Origin of the sequence: Actinoallomurus sp. NPDC052308 (genome assembly GCF_040679195.1) — a bacterium.
Classification (GTDB): Bacteria; Actinomycetota; Actinomycetes; order Streptosporangiales; family Streptosporangiaceae; genus Actinoallomurus; species Actinoallomurus liliacearum.
Genome location: NZ_JBFAUM010000006.1, coordinates 248,942 through 264,601, shown reverse-complemented (window position 1 = coordinate 264,601; position 15,660 = coordinate 248,942). Strand labels below are relative to the sequence as shown.

General features: G+C 71.3%; 16 protein-coding genes. 7 read left to right on the top strand and 9 right to left on the bottom strand.

Going from position 1 to position 15,660, the window contains the following annotated elements:
* Positions 1-78: 78 nt before the first annotated feature.
* Positions 79-636 (bottom strand): hypothetical protein, encoded by a 558-nt coding sequence (locus tag AB0L00_RS20125; RefSeq protein ID WP_364436062.1) that lies wholly within the window; start codon positions 634-636, stop codon positions 79-81.
* A gap of 177 nt (positions 637-813) precedes the next feature.
* On the opposite strand from AB0L00_RS20125, the gene AB0L00_RS20120 reads away from it, so the two are divergent.
* The 5 genes from AB0L00_RS20120 (at position 814) to AB0L00_RS20100 (ending at position 4,274) form a co-directional block, all read left to right on the top strand.
* Positions 814-1,512, top strand: a complete 699-nt coding sequence (locus tag AB0L00_RS20120; RefSeq protein ID WP_364436060.1) for a hypothetical protein — start codon at positions 814-816, stop codon at positions 1,510-1,512.
* A gap of 91 nt (positions 1,513-1,603) precedes the next feature.
* Positions 1,604-1,804: a hypothetical protein gene (locus AB0L00_RS20115; RefSeq protein WP_345366764.1), complete on the top strand. Its 201-nt coding sequence runs from the start codon at positions 1,604-1,606 to the stop codon at positions 1,802-1,804.
* Between the two features lie 32 nt (positions 1,805-1,836).
* Positions 1,837-3,147, top strand: coding sequence for an SPFH domain-containing protein (locus tag AB0L00_RS20110; protein WP_364436057.1), 1,311 nt, complete (start codon positions 1,837-1,839; stop codon positions 3,145-3,147).
* Between the two features lie 111 nt (positions 3,148-3,258).
* Positions 3,259-3,933, top strand: a complete 675-nt coding sequence (locus AB0L00_RS20105) for an NUDIX domain-containing protein (protein ID WP_364436055.1) — start codon at positions 3,259-3,261, stop codon at positions 3,931-3,933.
* A gap of 35 nt (positions 3,934-3,968) precedes the next feature.
* Entirely contained in the window at positions 3,969-4,274 is a 306-nt protein-coding gene (locus AB0L00_RS20100) for a DUF6401 family natural product biosynthesis protein (protein WP_364436052.1), read from the top strand.
* A 36-nt stretch (positions 4,275-4,310) separates the two neighbouring features.
* Here the strand turns inward: AB0L00_RS20100 and AB0L00_RS20095 are convergent, their stop codons facing one another.
* Positions 4,311-5,144 (bottom strand): hypothetical protein, encoded by an 834-nt coding sequence (locus tag AB0L00_RS20095; protein WP_364436050.1) that lies wholly within the window; start codon positions 5,142-5,144, stop codon positions 4,311-4,313.
* Positions 5,145-5,291: 147 nt separating this feature from the next.
* Here AB0L00_RS20095 and hisC point away from each other — a divergent pair, with 147 nt between their 5' ends.
* Positions 5,292-6,368, top strand: a complete 1,077-nt coding sequence (gene hisC, locus AB0L00_RS20090; protein ID WP_345366774.1) for a histidinol-phosphate transaminase — start codon at positions 5,292-5,294, stop codon at positions 6,366-6,368.
* Here the strand turns inward: hisC and AB0L00_RS20085 are convergent.
* From AB0L00_RS20085 to murA, 5 genes are all read right to left on the bottom strand, one after another.
* Complete coding sequence (locus AB0L00_RS20085; protein ID WP_364436047.1) at positions 6,353-7,324, bottom strand: EamA family transporter; 972 nt, start codon at positions 7,322-7,324, stop codon at positions 6,353-6,355. The two genes, hisC and AB0L00_RS20085, sit on opposite strands and share 16 nt — an antisense overlap.
* Positions 7,325-7,449: 125 nt before the next feature.
* On the bottom strand, positions 7,450-8,136 hold the full coding sequence (locus AB0L00_RS20080) for a hypothetical protein (RefSeq protein WP_364436044.1): 687 nt from the start codon (positions 8,134-8,136) through the stop codon (positions 7,450-7,452).
* 3 nt (positions 8,137-8,139) lie between these two features.
* Positions 8,140-9,717: a serine/threonine-protein kinase gene (locus tag AB0L00_RS20075; protein WP_364436041.1), complete on the bottom strand. Its 1,578-nt coding sequence runs from the start codon at positions 9,715-9,717 to the stop codon at positions 8,140-8,142.
* A 235-nt stretch (positions 9,718-9,952) separates the two neighbouring features.
* Complete coding sequence (locus AB0L00_RS20070) at positions 9,953-11,236, bottom strand: transcriptional regulator (RefSeq protein WP_364436253.1); 1,284 nt, start codon at positions 11,234-11,236, stop codon at positions 9,953-9,955.
* A 494-nt stretch (positions 11,237-11,730) separates the two neighbouring features.
* Positions 11,731-13,020 carry a UDP-N-acetylglucosamine 1-carboxyvinyltransferase gene (gene murA, locus AB0L00_RS20065; protein WP_345366782.1) on the bottom strand — a complete coding sequence of 430 codons (1,290 nt, stop codon included), beginning with the start codon at positions 13,018-13,020 and terminating at the stop codon, positions 11,731-11,733.
* Between the two features lie 354 nt (positions 13,021-13,374).
* Here murA and AB0L00_RS20060 point away from each other — a divergent pair, with 354 nt between their 5' ends.
* Complete coding sequence (locus AB0L00_RS20060) at positions 13,375-13,506, top strand: hypothetical protein (protein WP_364436038.1); 132 nt, start codon at positions 13,375-13,377, stop codon at positions 13,504-13,506.
* Here the strand turns inward: AB0L00_RS20060 and AB0L00_RS20055 are convergent.
* Both AB0L00_RS20055 and purB read right to left on the bottom strand, forming a co-directional pair.
* The gene (locus tag AB0L00_RS20055) at positions 13,496-14,299 is read right to left on the bottom strand and encodes an MOSC N-terminal beta barrel domain-containing protein (protein WP_364436036.1); all 804 of its coding nucleotides are present in this window, start codon (positions 14,297-14,299) and stop codon (positions 13,496-13,498) included. The two genes, AB0L00_RS20060 and AB0L00_RS20055, sit on opposite strands and share 11 nt — an antisense overlap.
* 46 nt (positions 14,300-14,345) lie before the next feature.
* Positions 14,346-15,656 (bottom strand): adenylosuccinate lyase, encoded by a 1,311-nt coding sequence (gene purB, locus AB0L00_RS20050; RefSeq protein ID WP_364436033.1) that lies wholly within the window; start codon positions 15,654-15,656, stop codon positions 14,346-14,348.
* Positions 15,657-15,660: the final 4 nt, after the last annotated feature.

Here is a 15,660-nt window from a genome sequence, read left to right as displayed (position 1 = left end):
TCCGGCCCGTCTTCCGGAGGGTGACGACCGCGTGGCCCATGACGGCGGGAACCACGCGGTCGTCACCGGACGGCCGTCTCAGCCGCCGACCGCGCTCGCCGGCGGCGCCTTGTCCTGGAAACCGGCTCCCGCGCCGGCGGCGTCCTTGTGGAAGCCGGCGATCCCGCTTTCGGCCGAGCCGATCGCCGTGGGGTCGGCCTGCCCGCCCTTGAGCTTGCCGTGCAGGTCCCTCATCGACGCGCTGAGCTTGTCGATCGGCCCGATGAGCACCTTGCACAGGGTGGGGTCGGACTGCGCGTTCGTCCGCGCCCGCCGGAGCTGGTCGGTGGCGAAGAGCGCGGCCGCGGCCGCCTTGACGATCGTCCGCTTCCGCTTGGGAGCGCCGCTGTTGAAGGCGCCCTCCCGGAACGGCCGGTAGATGTAGCGCCGGAACGTGCCCGCCGCCAGGCCGGCGTTGGCGAGGAACCGCGTCTTGACGAAATGCCTCTCCCTCTTGGTCGGGCAGGCCGCCGGGGTGGCGGTCTGCTCCTGGGCCCCCGCGGCGCCCGGGGTCGCCGCCGGCGCGCCGGCGGCCGGGGGCTGTGCCTCCGGCCGGCTCTTGGTCCCGCCGCCGCACCCGGACAGGGCGAGCAGCATTAGCGAAATGATGACGAACGATTTGCGGAGCATTCGTTTCCCCCGAATAGCCCACTGAGTCGGACAATGTGGATGCGCCCTCGGCATCACACTTCCTTTTTACCGTGCATGTGGCGGCGGCGGTGAATCGCGCGCGTTCGATGGGTCGAGTCGGTAAGTGCGATATCGTCATTCGATGTGACAACCCGGAGCTTCTACGCCATCGTTTTGCTGCTCCTGGCCGCGGCCGGCTGTGGCCAGGACAGGACGCCCGCGCCGACGGCCACGGCGCCGACGGGGCCGCCCACCTCGGAGGCGTACAACGCCGACCAGTTGACTCAGGCGCTGCTCACCGACATTCCCGGATATGAGCGTTCAGGAGTGCCGCAATCGGGGCAGTACGGCGCACTTACCGCGGTGCGAAATTCCCTTCAGATGCAACAGGCGGCGAAATTCGACAAACCCGAGTGTGCGTCGTCGACGCGCGCCGTCTCCTCGAATAAGGCGGTCTGGTCCGCACCGTCCGCGTTCATCGCGTTCGCCAAGGGGCGGGACCAGACCGCCTCGGAGACGCTGATGGCGGTGGGGCCGGACGTCGCCGCCCAGCAGGTCGGGCTCCGCGTGCCCGCCTCGTGCAAGAGCTTCCGGACGAAGGTCGGCGACCGCTGGCTGACCGGCTCGGTCGTCGAGGCGCGCGGCACGCGCATCGGCGAGGGCTCCCGGAGCGTCGGCGTCGCGACGACGGCGGGCACGACGATGGTGAAGACCTGGTCCGTCGTGCTGCGCTCACGTGGGTACCTCGCCGCCCTCACCCTGTACGGACCGGGCGCGACCCAGGACGAGGCCGAACGCCTCGCCCAGCAGGCCTACCAGCAGGCCGAGCGCATCCTGCCGTAGGCGGACCGCCTGTCGCCGAACAACCGCGGGCCGGACTCTAGAGGCGGGATCATCGTCGCGGGTAACGTTCCCGTGGAAGAAGGAGGACGCGGTGGTGGGCAGGCAGGGCCGGGTGACCGGCAAGATCGGTCCAGGCCTGGTCGGCGAGGTGATGATCCCGATTCGCGGCGGGGTCGAGGCGTTCTACGCCTACCCGGCGATCCAGGGGGAGGAGATGCCGGTGGGTTCTCTCGTGGTGGTGATGGATTACCACCCACCGCGAACCGTCTACGTCTCTTCTGCGTCTATTTGACGTCATAACCGCACGGCTCCCTAGGAGGAGCGATGCCGATAGTCGCCGTGGCGATCGGTGTGGTCGTCGCCATCATCGTCCTGGTCGTCCTGTTCAAGGCGGTCTGGCGGGTCGCTGAGCCCAACGAGGCGCTGATCATCTCTGGTCTCGGCGCCAGAGCGCACAACCGGGACACCGCCGAGAGTCTCGGCTTCAAGATCACTACGGGCAAGGGCACCATGGTCCTCCCCGGCTTCCAGACCTGCCGGCGGCTGTCGCTGGACACGCGGGTCTCCGGGCTCGAGGTCACCTGCGTGACCTCGCAGGGCATCAAGGTGCACGTCCGGGGCGTGGTGATCTACAAGGTCGGGGACGACTTCACGTCCATCGCCAACGCCGCCCGCCGCTTCCTCGACCAGCAGAAGCAGATGGACGACAAGACGCACCAGCTGTTCGCCGGGCACCTGCGCTCCATCGTCGGCAACCTCACGGTCGAGGACCTGCTCCGCGACCGCGACCGGCTCACCAACCAGGTCCGCACCTCCTCCGCCGACGAGATGGGCAAGCTCGGCCTGGTCGTCGACTCGCTGCAGATCCAGGACATCGAGGACGAGGTCGGCTACATCGACAACCTCGGCAAGCCGAACTCCGCCGCCGTCGCCTCGGCCGCCCGTATCGCGCAGGCCCAGCGCAACCAGGAGGCCACCCAGGCGGAGCAACAGGCCGAGCAGGCCAACGCCGCCCAGATCCGCGACACCGAGATCAAGAAGCGCGAGTACCAGGGCCAGGTCGACCAGGCCGCGGCCGAGGCCAAGCAGCAGGTCATCCTGAAGGAGACCAAGAACGCCGAACTGGAGGCCGACCGCAGGGAGAAGGCCCTGGAGGCCGAGGTCCGCAAGCCCGCCGACGCGAAGGCGTACGAGCGGGTCACCCTGGCCGAGGCCGAGCGGCAGGCGGCGGTGGCCAGGGCCCGAGCCGAGGCGGAGGCCACCAAGATGACCGGCCAGGCCGAGGCCGAGGCGACCCGGGTGAAGGGTCTCGCCGAGGCGGAGGCGATCAAGGCCAGGGCCGACGCGCTCGCGGAGAACCAGGAGGCGGTCATCGCCCAGCAGCTCGCCGAGAACTGGCCCGAGATCGTCGCGGCCGGCGCGAAGGTCTTCGGCAACGTCGACAACATGGTCGTGCTCAACGGGGCGGAGGGCGTCGAGGACATGCTCGCCAAGGCGCTCACCCTCGGCGGCACCGGCCTCGGCGTCGCCCGCCAACTGCTCGCGTCGATGAACAACGGGCAGCAGGACCTCGCCGTCCGCAACGGCAGGCCGGCCGCGCCGGACAAGGCCGTCGACGCCGGCGGCGCCGCCTGACCGACGGCCTGCCGAGACCGTACGCGACGGCTTGCCGAGACCGCATGAGACGAAGGCCCGGAGCTCTCGCTCCGGGCCTTCGAAGGCCGTGCGGCCCGATAGCGTACGGGTATGACCGACGCGCGGGTTGCCGTCACCGTCGATCTCGTCGTCCTCACGGTTCGCGAGCATCGGCTCTCCGCGCTCGTCTGGCGCCGTGACCGGCCGCCGTACGCCGGGGCCTGGTCGCTGCCCGGCGGCTTCGTCCAGCTCGACGAGGACCTGCCCGTCGCGGCCCAGCGGTTGATGGCCGAGCGGGCGGGCCTGGCCGGGGTGCGCGTGCACCTGGAGCAGTTGGCGACGTACGGCTATCCGGACCGCGACCCGCGCCAGCGGGTGGTCAGCGTGGCCTATCTCGGGCTCGCCCCGGATCTTCCCGCCTCCAGCCGGGCGCAGGTGCTGTGGGACCCGGTCGACGACCTGACCGAGCGCGACAAGGCGGCGTTCGACCACCGCCGCATCCTCCTCGACGGCGTCGAGCGCGCCCGCGCCAAGCTGGAGTACTCCCCCCTCGCCGCGGCGTTCTGCCCGCCGGAGTTCACCGTCGCGGAGTTGCGGCGGGTGTACGAGATCGTGTGGGGCACGCCGCTCGATCCCCGGAACTTCCACCGGAAGGTGACCAACGCGGAGGGGTTCCTGGTGCCGACGGACCGTACGACGACGCGGGACGGCGGACGGCCCGCCCGGCTGTACTGCCGTGGCAGCGCTGAGTCGCTCCACCCGCCGATGATGCGCCCGGCAGGGTGATGGGGCATATGTCCGGTTTTGGTACCTTCCTTGGCATGTCCGAGGACGTTTCACGCGCAGTCGTACGCCAAATGATCGACGAGGTCGGCGAGGAAGGGGTCACGGCGATGAAGCGGATGCCAGGCCTCGCCGCCGCCGTCGACCAGCACACGGCGGCGATCCGCGACATCATCGCGGGGTCGGGTCAGCAGCTCACCCCGCACGTCCTCCGGGAGTACCTCGAAGGCTTCACCGACGCCGCCATCGAGCGCGGCTGGTGGCCGGGCGACGAGTTCGACTGGGAGACGGTCCGGGTGGTCGCCGTCTGCTCGCTCATCCAGGAGCTTCAGGAACTCCGTTAGTCCCCCGGCCGGGCCCCGCTCCTCGGTGTGCCGTCCTTAGCGCGGTCGATCCTGGGGTCCCGGCGGTGCGTCGGGGGTCTCGTGTGATGGCATCGTCCCGGTCGCCGTTCCGGCGGGCTCGTGCCGTTGTTCGGTCGGCATTCCGGCGCCTCGTGCGGCGTCCTCGCGTCCGCGTGCGTACGCACCGGTCCGGGCCGACCTCGCCTCGGTCTCCGCTCGCGTCAGCCACTGCTCCCAGCGCTGCTGCATCGGCCGGATCATTCCGCCGCCCAGGCCGATGGCGAGGATGGCGCCGATCGTGGCCAGGACGGTGATGAGCACCGGCTCGGTGACGGTCGTGGCGATGCCCACCTGGTTGAGGGCCGCGATGACGCCCAGGGCGATGATGAAGATCGAGGTCAGGTTCGCCAGGAGGCGGCCGTACGACAGCCCGCCGAGCGCGCCGAAGAGGAGGTCGCGGACCCCGTGCGCGATGGCCGAGGCGATGATCACGATGATGACGGCCACCGCCAGCTTGGGCAGCCAGGCCACGATGGAGCGCAGCACGTTGCTGACCGGGTTCGGCCCGAAGACGCTGAACGCCAGTTCAAGGGCGACCAGCAGGATGGCGTAGTACACCAGTCTCGCCAGGAGGCCGGCCGCGTCGTACTTGCCACGTCGGAGCGCGTCGGCCACCACGCCTCGCTCGGCGATGCGGTCGAAGTTCACCCGCCGCAGGATGGCCGCGACCACGCGCTGGATCACCTTCGCGACGATCCAGCCGATGACCAGAATGATGATGAAGACGATGATCTTCGGCACGATCCGCCCCGCGGCGTCCACCCAGCCTTGCAGGCTCCTGCCGATATCGGTCTGCGCAAGGGTGCCCATGGCGATCTCCCCCCGATGACGCCGACACCTTTGTCGTGATTGATACCCGTATGACGGCTTCTGCACTCTGACCGCTCGCCGGTGGCGACAGTCGCCCGCATCGCTTCGTAGAGTGGCCCCGTACGTCTCCGTCCCGGGAGGACAAGGGTGTCCGAGCAGCGCAGTCCCCGTTTCCGTTCCGTGCTCGACGACTACGTCGCGTACAAGCCGGGCAAGGTCGCCCGGTCACCGGAGGGCCGGTCGTTCAAGCTCTCGTCGAACGAGTCCCCGTACGGGCCGTTGCCCTCGGTGCTCACGGCGATCGGTGAGGCGGGCGGACTCGTCAACCGTTACCCCGACAACGGCTGCGTCGCACTCATCGAGGCGATCGCCGAGCGGTTCGGCGTTCCGCCGGAGCACGTCGCCGTCGGCTGCGGTTCCGTCGGGGTCGCCCAGATGTTGCTGGAGGCCGTCGGCGAGCCCGGCGTCGAGGTGGTGTACGCCTGGCGGTCCTTCGAGGCCTACCCGACCCTCGCGGACCTGGCCGGCGTGACCTCGGTCCGCGTGCCGCTGACCGAGGAGACCCACGACCTGCGGGCGATGGCCGACGCCATCACCGACCGGACGCGCCTGATCTTCGTCTGCAACCCGAACAACCCGACCGGCACCGTCGTCAAGCGCCCGGAGCTCGAGGCGTTCCTGGACCGGGTGCCGGAGGACTGCCTCGTCGTCCTGGACGAGGCGTACCACGAGTACATCCGGGACCCCGAGGTCCCCGACGGGCTCACCCTGTACGGCGACCGGCCGAACGTCGCCGTCCTGCGCACCTTCTCCAAGGCCTACGGACTGGCGGGCCTGCGGATCGGCTTCATGGTCGCGCACGAGCCCGTCGCCCAGCAGGTCCGTAAGACCTACCTGCCGTTCACGGTGAGCTCCGTCGCCCAGGTGGCCGCCATCGCCTCCCTGCGGGCCGAGGGCGAGCTCCTCGAGCGCGTCGAGGCGACCGTGAAGGAGCGCGAGCGGGTCCGGGACGCGCTGCTCGCCCAGGGATGGACCGTGCCGCCGACCGAGGCGAACTTCGTGTGGCTGCGGCTCGGGGAGGACACCATGGCGTTCTCCGCCGCCTGCGACGCCGCCGGGGTCAGCGTCCGGCCGTTCCCCGGCGAGGGCGCGCGCGTCTCGATCGGGACGCCGGAGGAGAACGACGCGTTCCTCGCCGTCGCGGAGGCCTACCGCCGCGCCTGAGTCGGGGACTCGACGGCCGGCCCGCCCTCGGAGCCCGGCTCCGGGGGCGCGGCCGTACGGGGACGGCGCTCCGTCGACACGACGAGCCCGACCCCGAGGATGATGACCAGTCCGCCGGCGAGGATCGTCCACGAGGCGTGCTCGCCGGCGAACGCCACGCCGAGCAGCACCGCCACCGCCGGGTTGACGTACGCGTACGTCCCGACGAGCGAGATGGGCGCGTTGCCGAGCAGCCAGACGTACGACGTGAAGGCCACGAGCGAGCCGAAGACGATCAGGTAGGCCAGGCCCAGCCAGGACGCCCGCGAGACCTCGCCGACGTGCAGCGCCTCGCCGCGCCCGAACCCGGCGGCGAGCAGGGCGAGCCCGCCCGCGGCCATCTCGTACACGCTGGCGGCGAAGGGGTTCTCCGGCATCGGCAGCCGGGAGGACAGGAACGACCCGATCGACCACGACAGCGACGCGAGCAGGATCACGACCACACCGGTCACGTCGCCCGAGCCGCCCCCATGCGTGAGGGTCAGCAGCGCCAGCCCGCCGAAGCCGACGAGGACCCCGCCGACGGTCGCCGCCGGCGGCCGGTCGCCCGTGCTCACCCGGAACACCACCAGCCAGAGCGGAACGCTCGCGACGAGCAGCGCGGCCAGGCCCGAGGAGATGTGCTGCTCGGCGATGCCGACCATGCCGTTGCCGCCGGTCAGCAGCAACAGGCCGATGAGGGCGGCCGTGCCGAGACGGCGCCACGGCACGCGCAGCACGGAGGGGCCCCGCAGGATCGCGAGGACGGCGGCGAGCACGACGGCGGCGACGACGAAGCGGATCCCGGCGCCGATCAGCGGCGGCATCGTCTGGACGACGTAGTGGATGCCGAGGTAGGTCGAGCCCCAGACGACGTAGACGATCGGCAGGGCCACCCAGGTCAACGGCGGACGTGAGTCATGAGTCTGTGTGGTCATGGCTCATTACACGGTAGTGGGTGCGACCTTCTTCGCGCCACGCTCTTTTCCGACCTCGAGCCCACGGAGCCGGCCATTCGGTCATGCGGCGCGAAGAGGCCGTTCACCCGGTGAGACGTCGCGGTTCAGCCGCAGACGTAGTCGAAGGCGCCCGAGGCCCGCAGGCCCGGGCCGCCCGACTGGACGATCTCCAGAGTGGCGACCGCGTGCAGGGTCCCGTCGCCCCTGACCGTCCAGCGCAGCGGGACCTGGACCGAGTGCTGCCCTTTGCGCACGCTCTCGGACAGCACTCCGGAGACCTGGCCGTCGCTGCGCCGCCAGCGGTACTTCACGTCGCCGTACCCGCCGTTGGTCCGGATCGTCCCCACGAGCCGTACGGTCGTGTCGCAGGACTGGACCGAGGTCGGCGTGCTCACGCTCACGTTCGTCACGGTGACGCCGGGACCGCCACGGAGCAGCCACCACACGACCAGGCCGGCGAGCACGGCGACGCCCAGGGTCAGCAGGCCGCCGACGATCCGTCGCCCGAGCCGCCGGCGCCGCCCGGATCCGCTCCACTTCTTCGCGACCTCGGGCGGGACGCCGGGCCCGAACCGCAGCGTCACCCCATCCCGGGACCGCCCCGGAGCCGCGTACGGCACGACGTCTCCGGGCTCACGGGTGGCCGACGTCAGGGTCTCGTCGGAGTCGCGCCGGTTCCCCTCGGAGTCCCGCCGGGCCTCGTCCAGGTCACGCCACGTCTCGTCCACGTCGCGCCGGGTCCCGTCCGTGTCGCCTCGGGTCTCGTCCATGTCGCGCCGGGTCTCGTCCATGTGTCATCCCCCTCCCGTCGCAGGGCACTGTCCGGATCCCTTGGCCGAGAGGCCGCGGGAGGAGGCCACGGCGGTCACCGTGCCGGCGCATCGCTGGACCGACCCGGTGACCTGCACCTCGTGGTCGCCGGATCCCCGCACGCTCGTCGTGCCGCCGGACCCGGACAGCTCCCCGGAGGAGAAGCTCACCGTGACGTCCACGGTGCCGGGGCCGCTGACCGTCACGGTGACGGTAGCCGTCACCGGATAACCCGCGGCCGCTGCGCCGTCCGGGGCCGAGCCGACGCTGACGCCATCGACGCGGAGGCCCGTGACCGTCGTGGCGACGCTCGCGCTGGGGGTGGGCTTGGGGACCACGACCACGGGCTTGGTCGAGCCCTCGGCCGGAGCGGTCGTCGTGCCGGGAGAGCCGGTGGTCGGCGTCGTCGTCTCGGACGAGGGCGTCGACCCGGTCGGCGTGGCACTGTCCGACGGCGTCGTGCTCGGCGACGGCGAGGCGGTGTCGCCAGGAGAGGGGCCCGGTTCGGCCACCACGGACGGCGTCGAGGTCGCGGTCGCGCCGGTGCCGAGGCGGTGGTGGGAGCCGGCCAGGACGTACGCCCCGCCACCGCCCGCCAGCAGCGCGCCGACCGCCATCCCGGCCACCACCATGAGACGGCTCTTGCCGAGGCGCGTCAGCGCCAGCGCCGTGCCGCCGGTGGGGATGGGCCGGGCGAGGGGGAACAGGTAGGCCAGCAGGGCGGCGAGGGCCGCGAGGCGGACCCGGCCGCGCTCCTCCCAGCCCGGGCCGTAGCCGGCGATCGCCGCGTCCTCGAGCTCGGCGAGGAACGCCTCGGCCGACGCCGGCCGGTCGGCGAAGTCCTTGGCGAGGCCGCGCGCCACCAGGCCGTGCAGCTCCGCCGGGACCCGGTCGACCGGGATCGGGTCGAGGCGGTGTGCGGCGGCCAGCGCCCACAGCCCCTCGATCGGGTAGGGGCGTTCGCCGGTGAGGCATTCGTAGAACACGGCGGTGGCCGCGTACACGTCGGTGGCCGGTCCGACGGTGCCCGTGGTCCACTGTTCGGGCGCCATGTAGGCGGGCGTGCCGGAGGCGGTCGCGCGTTCGTCCGCGCGGACCGCGATGCCGAAGTCCGCGAGCCGGCTCTCGCCGTCGTCGCGGACGAGCACGTTGGCGGGTTTGTAGTCCCGGTGGACGACCCCCGCGGCGTGCGCGGCCGCCAGTCCGCGCAGCGAGCCCTTGAGGACGACCAGCGCGGCCTCGGGGCCGGTGGGCCCTTGGGTCTTCAGGACGTCCTTGAGCGTGACGCCGTCGACCAGCTCCATCACGAGGGCGGCGGCCGTCGGCGTCTCGACGTACTCGTAGAGGCCGACGACGTGGGGGTCGGTCAGCTCGGCCATCAGCCGCGCCTCCGCCCGGAACCGGTCGAGGAAGTCGGCGTCGGACCTGAGCGCGTCCGACAGGTACTTGATGGCGGCGGGAGTGCCGGTCGCCTCGTGCACGGCGAGGACGACCGTGCCGGAGGCACCCTGCCCGAGGATTCGGACCTGCCGGTATCCGGGGACCGTCCAGTTTCCGTCCATGGCGTTCCTTGGTCTCAAGCGACGGAGAGCGTCGGGGTCCCGACACTACGTATGCGACGTACGCCGCACCTGTCGAGTTGAGAAAAGGCGATGAAGTGGCCGGATTCGGCCATGACCGTAATGATGACTGCAAGTCGGGTAAAACGCCGTATCGCTCGGGACGGACGCCGCCCGGAGAAATGTTCCGCTTCGGCCGAGGACCGCCCGGTATGTCAGGCGGCCCCCGGTCGGCGGATCAGCCGGCCTTCGGCCCGAGCTTCTCGACGATCAGCCGGTACAGCTGGCGGGGACGGCCCGGCTGCGGGGTCCGGTTCGGCGGAAGAGGCCAGGCGAGGCCCTCCTCCACCAGGGTCCGCAGCAGCCGCCGAGCCGTGCGCGGGGTGACGCCGAGCATCTTCCCGGCGTTCTCCGCGTCCACGATGAGCGGCTGCCGGCCGTCGGCGCCCTCCTCACCCGGCTGGTCGCCCAGCTTGTCGGCCAGGCGGGCGAGGATCTCCAGGCCCTTGGGCTTGGCCGGCGCCGGAGCGCGGGGCGGGGTGCGCGGGGCGGGCACGAGCGCGCGGCCGTCCCGGTCCAGCGCGAAGCCCTGCGCCCGCTGCGACGTCTGCGAGCGGGCGAGGGCCGCCCGCGCGTGCGTCTCCGCCTCCTGGGCGGTGCGCCCCATGCCGATGCCGACCTCGACCGCCAGCCCCAGCTCCTCGCGGACCCGCTCGACGAACGGCGGGGTGCGGAACCCCTCCGTCGCCGCCGTGATCGAGCCGCGGGTGGCGGTGACCAGGTAGCTGTGGTCGTCGAGCGGCCAGACGGCGGCGCTCATCCGGTGCGCCTCCTGCAGGAGGAGGCGCTGCAGCGACAGCTTCAGCTCCTCGCGCCAGTAGCGTGGCGTGACGCGCCGCGGCGTCTCGCGCAGCGTCGGGACGTCCACGACCACGACGACGAGCTGGGACTCCTCCAGCCGGTGATGGGCGCCCAGCAGCGCCGAGGTCTGCAGCGCGGACCGGATCGCCGCGCCCGTCGGCCGGATGCGCAGCGTCGGCACGCCGGCCAGCTCGAGCCGCTCCGCCGTCGCGTGCACGCAAGTGAGCGCGACACTTGTGGCGCCGCGACGCCACAAACGCTCGTGAAAGGCCGCCAGGGTCCCCGGCCCGGCCGCCTCCTCCCGCAAGTGCACGTGCTCGGTGCTGAGATTGATCTCGCCGTACGCCTCTTCGACCTCGGCGCGGCTCAGCACGTCGATGCTGACGCGCGACGGCTCGTGGTGCTCGTCGAGTGCGGCGCGCAGGAGCGCGCCCTGCAGCGCGGCGCCGTTCAGCGGGACGAACGTCGCCGGCATCGTGAGGACGCCCGCCTTGCGGGCGAACTCGTACGGGACCGGGCTGGCGAACAGGCAGACGTCCACCCCCGACCCGAGCCGTACGACCTTGTCCGCCGCCTCCTGCTCGTCGCGGTACGCCGCCGCGACGAGGCGGCTCGGCACCGGCGTGGGGCCGTGGCCCATGAGCATGACGCGCTCGACCAGATCGTGTGGTCCGACGACGCCGATGGTCAGATCGGGTGTCACCGATCCGCCTCGAGGACCACTCATGTCCGCCCCTCCCGGCGCCGCGGCGCCTCCAGGCGGCTTTCGGCCGGTCCTACCTGCCGCCCGTTCCATCTCGCGGCCGTCGACCCACGGCCTTCACCCAACGCATGACCCATCACACTGACGCCCCTGTCTGGTCGTCCGCCCCAGCTCCGTGAACTAACACCTCACTGGGCAGATCGCCGGAGGCCCGCGGTATGTGACGCGTCTTAGCGAAATCGGTTAAGAGTGCGTCGAAAAACCACTAGTAGAGAGCGTCCGGTGAGGGAAATATTACTAACCGGTTAGGTCAGTGAGGGTCGGAAGGCTTGTGATCATTAAGGTCAAATATGGCACACGCCCCGCCGCGTTCGCCGGGGAATGACGGCCTCGTGTGGGAGAGGGGTCACTGCCGGGATCGCGACGGGACGTCCGCGTCGTGGAACCAGAGATCAGGCCAGGCGCTCGATGTCCGCGCCCAGGGCGTTCAGCCGCTCGGCGATGTGCGAGTGGCCGCGGTCCAGGTAGTAGCCGTTGGTGATGGTGGTCTCGCCCTCGGCCACGAGGCCGGCCAGCACCAGCGCGCTGCCGGTGCGCAGGTCGTGGGCGACGACCTCGGACCCGCGCAGCGGCGTCGCGCCGTTGACCTTGGCCCGGTTGCCGTTCACCTCGATGTCGGCGCCCATCCGCACCAGCTCGTCGGCCAGCTTGAACCGGCCGTCGAAGATGCGCTCGTAGATGTAGCTCGGACCGTCGGCGAGGCAGGACACCGCCATGATCGGCGACTGGAGGTCGGTGGCGAAGCCGGGGTACTCGTCGGTGATCACGTTGATGGGCCGCAGCGGCCGGTCCCGGCGGACCCGGAGCACGGCGCCCTCCTCGGAGAACTCCACGCCCATCTGCTCCAGCTTGTCGGCCGCGACGCCGAGGTGCTCGAGCGAGGCGCCGACCAGGCTGATCTCTCCGCCGGTGATGGCGGCCGCCATGACCAGGACGCCCGCGTCGATGCGGTCGGGCATCACCGTGTGCTGGACCGCGGTGAGCTTGTCGACGCCCTCGACGGTGATGAAGCCGGTGCCGCCGCCGGTGATGCGGGCGCCCATGCGCTGCACGAACTGGATGACGTCCAGCACCTCGGGCTCGAGGGCGCAGTTCTTGATCAGCGTGGTGCCCTCGGCCAGCGAGGCGGCCATGATGAGGTTCTCGGTGCCGGTGTGCGACGGCGTGTCCAGGTAGAGCGTGCCGCCCTGCAGCTGGCCGGCCTTGACGTGGATGCTGCCACGGCCGTCGTCGCTCACCTGCTCGGTGACGGTCGCGCCCATGCGCTTGAAACCGTTGTAGTGGAAGTCGAGGTTGCGGCTGCCGAGGTTGCATCCGCCGACGCCCTCGATCACCGCCTCACCGAGTCGGTGCAGCAACGCCGGCACGAACAGGAACGAGCCACGGAACCGCGAGGCGATCTCTTCCGGCAGGACCGGGCTGGTCAGCTTCGACGCGTCGATCACCAGGGTGCGCTCGGCCTCGTGCAGCTCGGCCTTCGCGCCGACCGCCTCGGCCAGCTCGACCGCACGTTTCACGTCCTCGATGATCGGCACGTTCCGCAGGACCGTACGTCCCTCGGCCGCCATCAGGGAGGCGCCGATCATCGGCAGGACGGCGTTCTTGGCGCCCTGGACGAACACGGTGCCGCTCAACTCGGCGCCACCACGCACGCGGTAACGGACCTCGTGGCCCAAGCTCATATCGCCGGTGCTCCTTTGGCTGCGGTGAAGTTAGACTGCCCGCTCGGTCAGGTCGGCGGGTCACGAGTGCCGCGCGTGTGACACGGGCGGCCCCAGTATTCCATCGGGTGCATCGTGGCATGACCGAAACTTCCGGTCTTGCGTGGTAGCCCCGATTCGTTAGATGCGGCGGGCCACAGGTTTGTTCGGGGTATCCCGGACCTCAGCGCCGAGGCTTGCCGATGCGTTCAGCGTTTCACTTGTACGAACCTGAGTCCCGAGGATACCCACGTACCGGTGTGGTCCCGGAGGCCCGGTGCGCCACAGGTGTCGCGACCGGCCCGACCAGGGGCCGATCGTGATCGAATCTCCGGGATGGGCCGCGATCGACGAGGCGCCGGCCCGCGTCCGGAGCCGCCGCATTTCGGCACCATCCACAAATGGGCGCTCGGCGGCCCGGACCCGCTCGACGGCTACGGCGTCCCGGCCGGCGAGGTCATCGGCTGAACACGGTCACGTCGTCGCCGACGTTGATGGTGCCGAGGGCGCGGGGGACGGCGTTCTGGCCGAAGATGACGCCGCGGTCGCCGTCGGGGAACGTGTGGGTCCGGTAGGTCGCCAGGGTGCGCAGCGGCTCCCGGCCCTTGATGGCGGTCTCCTGGTCGGTGGTCGTGATGACGCAGCGGGCGCAGGGCTTGACCAGCTCCAGCTCGACCTCGCCGATCCGCAGGAACCGCACGGAGTCCTCGCCCCAGGCGCCGAGGCCCTCGAGCACGATGCTGGGCCGGAAGCGGTTCATCGGCAGCGGCTCGGCCAGGCGGGAGTTCAGCTCCGCCAGGGACTCCGCCGAGACGACGAGCAGCGGGAACTCGTCGGCGAACTTGACCGTGCCGCCGCCGATCCCGGTCTCCCGCCGGCCGGTGAACCCCACGAGGCGGCAGTCGCGGCCGAGCGCGGCGGTGAACCAGGCGGCCGCCTCGTCGCCTTGGTCGACGCCCTGGCACGGGTCGCCGTGCACGGTGACGTCCAGCACCGGCCCGTCGGCGGGGACCGCGTGGACGAGCGGTGCACCCGGACCGGTTCCGGCGAACTCCACGGTCAGCTTCACGCCGTCGTACGACGGGCGCAGCAGCGCCATCCGCGGGACCTCTCGCTGCGACAGGTGCCGCCCGTCCGGGCGGATCAGCATGAACGCGCGGTCGTGCCGGAACCCCTCCGGGAGCACCTCGGCCCTGGTCAGCGGCGTGCCGCCGGCGCTCTTCACGGGATAGACGTTCAGCTCGCGGACCACGATCGTCATGGCGGGGCTCCCTTCCTTCCCCGCCATGATCGCATTCTGGCCTCGGTCAGCTCAGCGCGGCGAGGCGCTGGAACATCCCGTCGAGGCGCTCGACGTACCGCTCCGGACGGCAGACCTCGTCGAGCCGCGCCTCGTCGAGCGTCAGCCCGGCCGCGGCGGCCTGCGTGCGCAGCGTCTCGCGGAACGGCGTCCCGGTCTCCCAGGTCTCCATCGCCGCCCGCTGGACGAGCGGGTACGCCTCGTCGTCGCGGGACATCCCCGCGTTGACGAGCTCCAGCAGGACGGTGCTCGTGTAGATCAGGCCGCCGGTCGACTCGAGGTTGGCGCGCATCCGCTCGACGTCGACGACGAGGCCGGTGACCAGGCGGTGCGTCAGGTTGAGCATGTAGTCGAGCGCGATCGAGGCGTCGGGCAGCGCGATCCGCTCGGTGGAGGAGTGCGAGATGTCCCGCTCGTGCCACAGCGGGATGCCCTCCAGCACCGGGGTCACCTGGGCGCGGACGATCCGGGCCATCCCGGCGAGCCGCTCGGAGATGATCGGATTCTTCTTGTGCGGCATCGCAGAGGAGCCCTTCTGGCCCTTCCCGAACGGCTCCCACAGCTCGCGCACCTCGGTGCGCTGGCCGTGCCGGACCTCCAGCGCGATCGCCTCGCACACCGTGGCCGTGATCGCCAGCGCGGAGACCCACTCGCTGATGCCGTCGCGGATCACCACCTGGGTGGACACGTCCGCGGGCGCCAGCCCGAGCTCGGCGGCGACGTACCGCTCGACGTCCGGGTCGATGTTCGAGTAGGTGCCGACGGCGCCGGAGATCGCGCAGACCCCGACGGCGGCCCGGGCGCGGCGCAGCCGGTCCCGGGAGCGCGCCATCGCGAACGCGAAGTCGGCGACCCGGTGCCCCCAGACGTCGGGCTCGCCGTGGATGCCGTGGGTACGGCCGACGCGCAGCGTGTCGCGGTGTGCCAGGCCGTGGTCGCGCAGCGCCACGACCAGGGCGTCCGCCTTGGCGAGCAGGATGTCGGTGGCCTCGACGAGCTGCACCGCGAGGGCGGTGTCGAGCAGGTCCGAGGACGTCATGCCGAAGTGCACGTACGCCGCGGCCTCGCGGGGCTTGGTGTTGTCGGCCCACGCGGACAGGAACGCGATCACGTCGTGCTGGGTCGTCGCCTCGATCTCGGCGACCCGCTCCGGGGTCGGCGGTGGGGCGACGCGCACCGGCTCGACGACGTCCGCCGGGACGGTGCCCGCCTTCGCGTGCGCCTCGAGCACCAGGGTCTCGACCCGGCACCACAGCTCGTACTTGTGCGCGTCGCTCCAGACGCGGCCCATCTCCGGAAGGGTGTAGCGCTCGATCACCCTT

Bases quoted from the DNA above. Each gene is read 5' to 3' on its own strand.
- AB0L00_RS20125 (WP_364436062.1), bottom strand. From the start codon at position 636: ATGCTGCTCGCCCTGTCCGGGTGCGGCGGCGGGACCAAGAGCCGGCCG.
- AB0L00_RS20110 (WP_364436057.1), top strand. From the start codon at position 1,837: ATGCCGATAGTCGCCGTGGCGATCGGTGTGGTCGTCGCCATCATCGTC.
- AB0L00_RS20105 (WP_364436055.1), top strand. From the start codon at position 3,259: ATGACCGACGCGCGGGTTGCCGTCACCGTCGATCTCGTCGTCCTCACG.
- AB0L00_RS20100 (WP_364436052.1), top strand. From the start codon at position 3,969: ATGTCCGAGGACGTTTCACGCGCAGTCGTACGCCAAATGATCGACGAG.
- AB0L00_RS20095 (WP_364436050.1), bottom strand. From the start codon at position 5,144: ATGGGCACCCTTGCGCAGACCGATATCGGCAGGAGCCTGCAAGGCTGG.
- AB0L00_RS20085 (WP_364436047.1), bottom strand. From the start codon at position 7,324: ATGACCACACAGACTCATGACTCACGTCCGCCGTTGACCTGGGTGGCC.
- AB0L00_RS20080 (WP_364436044.1), bottom strand. From the start codon at position 8,136: ATGGACGAGACCCGGCGCGACATGGACGAGACCCGAGGCGACACGGAC.
- AB0L00_RS20075 (WP_364436041.1), bottom strand. From the start codon at position 9,717: ATGGACGGAAACTGGACGGTCCCCGGATACCGGCAGGTCCGAATCCTC.
- murA (WP_345366782.1), bottom strand. From the start codon at position 13,020: ATGAGCTTGGGCCACGAGGTCCGTTACCGCGTGCGTGGTGGCGCCGAG.
- AB0L00_RS20060 (WP_364436038.1), top strand. From the start codon at position 13,375: ATGGGCCGCGATCGACGAGGCGCCGGCCCGCGTCCGGAGCCGCCGCAT.
- AB0L00_RS20055 (WP_364436036.1), bottom strand. From the start codon at position 14,299: ATGACGATCGTGGTCCGCGAGCTGAACGTCTATCCCGTGAAGAGCGCC.